Below are 5,030 nucleotides of genomic sequence, written 5' to 3' on the forward strand. Positions count from 1 at the left end.
GGGCCGGTCGAGCCGGTAATAGGCGCGCGCGAGCGGCGCCTTCGCGCCATAGCTCTGCACGATGAACCGGTCGCGCTGCCCCGCGCCGCCGGGCAGGTCCAGTTCGAACGCATTGGTGCCGATCATCACGTCGCGCGCCGGCGCCTCGGCGAGCAGCCGGTCCGGCGCGCGTGGCAGCACCACGCCGTCGATCGTCGTGCGCAGCCAGCGATAATCCTGCCCCGCCAGCAGCGGATCGGCCAGCCGCTCCCCGGCGGCGAACACATCGTCCGCTCCCGCCCGCCGCATCGTCGCGAGCGGCGCGCCCATCCGCTCCGCCGCACCGCGCGACCGCCACGGGATGCCGAACCCCGGCGTCCCGCTGCCCAGGATCGCGCGCGCGAACAGCCCGCGCGCCGCGGGTGCCGCCAGCAACAGCCCGACGTCCTGCGCCCCCGCGCTTTCGCCCGCGATCGTCACCCGCCCGGGATCGCCGCCGAACCGCGCGATATTCGCGCGGACCCAGCGCAGCGCCGCAATCTGGTCCTGCAACGCCCAGTTGCCGCCCGCCACCCCGCGCCGCACCAGGAACCCCAGCGCGCCCAGCCGGTAGCGGACGCCGACCACCACGATCCCGCGGTCGACCAGCGGCCCCGCCGCCATGTCGCCCGGCGAACCGGCATAATTGCCCCCGCCGTGGATCCACACCAGCACCGGCCGCCGCCCGGACAGCGCGGCGGTGCCGACGTCCAGCGTCAGGCAGTCTTCGGCGCGGAACGCATGGTCGGCGCGGTTCCAGCCATGATCCTGCTGGATGCACGCGCGCGCGGGCCGCCGCGCATCGCGCACGCCCCGCCACCGCGCCACCGGCGCGGGCGGCGTCCAGCGGAGTGCGCCCAGCGGCGGCGCGGCGAAGGGGATGCCGCGGAACACGATCCGCTTCCCCTCGGTCAGCCCCCCCTCGGTCACTCCGCGCACCGGTCCGGCGGTGGTGTCGGCCACCTGCGCCGCCGCCGGCGCGGCCCAGAGCAGCGCCGCCGCCGCTACGATCCTCACCAGGCGATCCTCACCGCCCGACCTTCGCCGTCGCCACGTTCCACCCGCGCATCGTCACCTCCGGCGCGGCGCTCACCGTGGCGGGGTAGCGGATCGTCAACACCTTGGTCTCGCCGGGCAGCAGCGCGACATAATTGTCGCTGTAGAACGCCGGCAGGATCCGCTCGCCCTTCGCGTCCACCAGCGTCAGCTTGGTGTTCAGCGCCGGCACCTGCCCGCTGTTGGCCAGCGTCACCGTCACCACCCGGTCGGTACCGTCGACTGCGCCGCCCACCATCCGCGCCGTCAGCGTCGCGGGCGCCAGCGTGTCCAGCGCGCGATACGACGCCGCATCGCGCCCGCGCCAATAGAAGTTTTCGGACAACAGCGTGCCCGCCGCATCGGTCAGCTTCAGGCTGACCAGCACCATCGGATGCGCGGCATACAGGCTTTCCAGCGGCACCGCCGCCAGCGGCGTCGCGCGGTTGGACAGCGCGTCCAGCCGGTCGGTGCGCGTGAACAGCTCGGCATTGTCCAGCCCGACGACGCGCGTGGTCGCGGTCAATCCCTTCAGGTCGCCCTGCGTGGTGTTCAGCACGACCAGCTCGTTCCCCGGCAGGTTCAGCTGAACATGGACCGGCTCGGCCGCCTTCTTCGCCCCGTAATAGGCCGCGTGCGTGTCATAATCCCACGAATAGATCTGCCAGGCGTTCGACGGCCACGCCGGATGCGTCATCCACAACAGCCGCCCGCTGTTCTTGGTCCACAAATGCCCCAGGAACCCTTCGTACATCGCCTTGTGGGTTTCCAGGTTCATCATCTGCGCCTTGCGCTCGAAATCGGCGAAGTCGCGCCCGGCGCCGAACATCGTGTCCAGCGTCTGCATGAACGTCTTCGTGTCGCCGTTCCCGCCGAAATGCCAGTCGTGATACGCCAGCACATCACCCAGCGGCCAGCGATCGCCCTTGGGCACGTAACTGGCGATCGATTCGGCGGTCGACAGCGACGGCGTGCCCGTCTCGACCGAGAAGCCGGTCGCCAGATCGGTGAAATAACCCACCGGCGGGCGATAATTGTACGGGCCGGACCCCTGAAGGTTGATGACGTTGCTGCTGCCGGTGAACCACCGCGTGCCGTCCAGTTCGAACACCGCGTCGTCCAGCCCCTCGTTCAGCGTCGGGTACGGCACGCCCTCGTTGCGGCCGAACCACAGGATGATCGACGGATGGTTGCGATAGCGCGCGATCGTGTCGCGCGCATTGGCCAGGAACAGCGCGGCATCGTCCGGCTCGATCTGGAAATTCTGCGTCGATTGCCAGAAGTCGTTCAGCACCATCATGCCGTTCTCGTCGGCAAGATCGTAGAATTCCTCCTCGGTATTGGTGCCCATCCAGTTGCGGATGACGTTCATGTGCGCCTCCTTCTGGAGGCGGAAATACGGCGCCAGCCGGTCGTAGCTGATGCGCTTCATCGCATCGTCCATGCCCCAGTTGCCGCCGCGCGCGGCGGCAACTGGGGCATGGACGATGCGATGAAGCGCATCAGCTACGACCGGCTGGCGCCGTATTTCCGCCTCCAGAAGGAGGCGCACATGAACGTCATCCGCAACTGGATGGGCACCAATACCGAGGAGGAATTCTACGATCTTGCCGACGAGAACGGCATGATGGTGCTGAACGACTTCTGGCAATCGACGCAGAATTTCCAGATCGAGCCGGACGATGCCGCGCTGTTCCTGGCCAATGCGCGCGACACGATCGCGCGCTATCGCAACCATCCGTCGATCATCCTGTGGTTCGGCCGCAACGAGGGCGTGCCGTACCCGACGCTGAACGAGGGGCTGGACGACGCGGTGTTCGAACTGGACGGCACGCGGTGGTTCACCGGCAGCAGCAACGTCATCAACCTTCAGGGGTCCGGCCCGTACAATTATCGCCCGCCGGTGGGTTATTTCACCGATCTGGCGACCGGCTTCTCGGTCGAGACGGGCACGCCGTCGCTGTCGACCGCCGAATCGATCGCCAGTTACGTGCCCAAGGGCGATCGCTGGCCGCTGGGTGATGTGCTGGCGTATCACGACTGGCATTTCGGCGGGAACGGCGACACGAAGACGTTCATGCAGACGCTGGACACGATGTTCGGCGCCGGGCGCGACTTCGCCGATTTCGAGCGCAAGGCGCAGATGATGAACCTGGAAACCCACAAGGCGATGTACGAAGGGTTCCTGGGGCATTTGTGGACCAAGAACAGCGGGCGGCTGTTGTGGATGACGCATCCGGCGTGGCCGTCGAACGCCTGGCAGATCTATTCGTGGGATTATGACACGCACGCGGCCTATTACGGGGCGAAGAAGGCGGCCGAGCCGGTCCATGTTCAGCTGAACCTGCCGGGGAACGAGCTGGTCGTGCTGAACACCACGCAGGGCGACCTGAAGGGATTGACCGCGACCACGCGCGTCGTCGGGCTGGACAATGCCGAGCTGTTCACGCGCACCGACCGGCTGGACGCGCTGTCCAACCGCGCGACGCCGCTGGCGGCGGTGCCGCTGGAAAGCCTGTATGCCGCGCATCCGATGGTGCTGGTCAGCCTGAAGCTGACCGATGCGGCGGGCACGCTGTTGTCCGAAAACTTCTATTGGCGCGGGCGCGATGCGGCGTCGTATCGCGCGCTGGACACGCTGGCGCCCGCGACGCTGACGGCGCGGATGGTGGGCGGCGCAGTCGACGGTACCGACCGGGTGGTGACGGTGACGCTGGCCAACAGCGGGCAGGTGCCGGCGCTGAACACCAAGCTGACGCTGGTGGACGCGAAGGGCGAGCGGATCCTGCCGGCGTTCTACAGCGACAATTATGTCGCGCTGCTGCCCGGCGAGACCAAGGTGTTGACGATCCGCTACCCCGCCACGGTGAGCGCCGCGCCGGAGGTGACGATGCGCGGGTGGAACGTGGCGACGGCGAAGGTCGGGCGGTGAGGATCGCCTGGTGAGGATCGTAGCGGCGGCGGCGCTGCTCTGGGCCGCGCCGGCGGCGGCGCAGGTGGCCGACACCACCGCCGGACCGGTGCGCGGAGTGACCGAGGGGGGGCTGACCGAGGGGAAGCGGATCGTGTTCCGCGGCATCCCCTTCGCCGCGCCGCCGCTGGGCGCACTCCGCTGGACGCCGCCCGCGCCGGTGGCGCGGTGGCGGGGCGTGCGCGATGCGCGGCGGCCCGCGCGCGCGTGCATCCAGCAGGATCATGGCTGGAACCGCGCCGACCATGCGTTCCGCGCCGAAGACTGCCTGACGCTGGACGTCGGCACCGCCGCGCTGTCCGGGCGGCGGCCGGTGCTGGTGTGGATCCACGGCGGGGGCAATTATGCCGGTTCGCCGGGCGACATGGCGGCGGGGCCGCTGGTCGACCGCGGGATCGTGGTGGTCGGCGTCCGCTACCGGCTGGGCGCGCTGGGGTTCCTGGTGCGGCGCGGGGTGGCGGGCGGCAACTGGGCGTTGCAGGACCAGATTGCGGCGCTGCGCTGGGTCCGCGCGAATATCGCGCGGTTCGGCGGCGATCCCGGGCGGGTGACGATCGCGGGCGAAAGCGCGGGGGCGCAGGACGTCGGGCTGTTGCTGGCGGCACCCGCGGCGCGCGGGCTGTTCGCGCGCGCGATCCTGGGCAGCGGGACGCCGGGGTTCGGCATCCCGTGGCGGTCGCGCGGTGCGGCGGAGCGGATGGGCGCGCCGCTCGCGACGATGCGGCGGGCGGGAGCGGACGATGTGTTCGCCGCCGGGGAGCGGCTGGCCGATCCGCTGCTGGCGGGGCAGGATTATCGCTGGCTGCGCACGACGATCGACGGCGTGGTGCTGCCACGCGCGCCGGACCGGCTGCTCGCCGAGGCGCCGGCGCGCGACGTGATGATCGGCACCAATGCGTTCGAACTGGACCTGCCCGGCGGCGCGGGGCAGCGCGACCGGTTCATCGTGCAGAGCTATGGCGCGAAGGCGCCGCTCGCGCGCGCCTATTACCGGCTCGACCGGCCC

At 69.9% G+C, this 5,030-nt stretch carries 4 protein-coding genes; 2 read left to right on the top strand and 2 right to left on the bottom strand.

Annotated elements, in window-relative coordinates; genetic code table 11:
• Together AX685_RS09280 and AX685_RS23105 are read right to left on the bottom strand one after the other, a co-directional pair.
• Nucleotides 1-1,035, bottom strand: a 1,035-nt coding sequence (locus AX685_RS09280; RefSeq protein ID WP_156445742.1) for a carboxylesterase family protein, incomplete at its 3' end; no start/stop codon positions are given.
• Between the two features lie 10 nt (nt 1,036-1,045).
• Nucleotides 1,046-2,485 carry a glycoside hydrolase family 2 TIM barrel-domain containing protein gene (locus AX685_RS23105; RefSeq protein ID WP_231738732.1) on the bottom strand — a complete coding sequence of 480 codons (1,440 nt, stop codon included), beginning with the start codon at nt 2,483-2,485 and terminating at the stop codon, nt 1,046-1,048.
• A 60-nt stretch (nt 2,486-2,545) separates the two neighbouring features.
• On the opposite strand from AX685_RS23105, the gene AX685_RS23110 reads away from it, so the two are divergent.
• On the top strand, nt 2,546-3,985 hold the full coding sequence (locus tag AX685_RS23110; RefSeq protein WP_231738732.1) for a glycoside hydrolase family 2 TIM barrel-domain containing protein: 1,440 nt from the start codon (nt 2,546-2,548) through the stop codon (nt 3,983-3,985).
• Nucleotides 3,986-3,995: 10 nt separating this feature from the next.
• The coding region (locus tag AX685_RS23115; RefSeq protein ID WP_156445742.1) for a carboxylesterase family protein at nt 3,996-5,030 on the top strand (1,035 nt) is incomplete at its 3' end.

It is taken from the genome of Sphingomonas sp. CCH9-F2 (assembly GCF_001556735.1).
In the GTDB taxonomy this organism is placed as follows: Bacteria; Pseudomonadota; Alphaproteobacteria; order Sphingomonadales; family Sphingomonadaceae; genus Sphingomonas; species Sphingomonas ginsenosidimutans.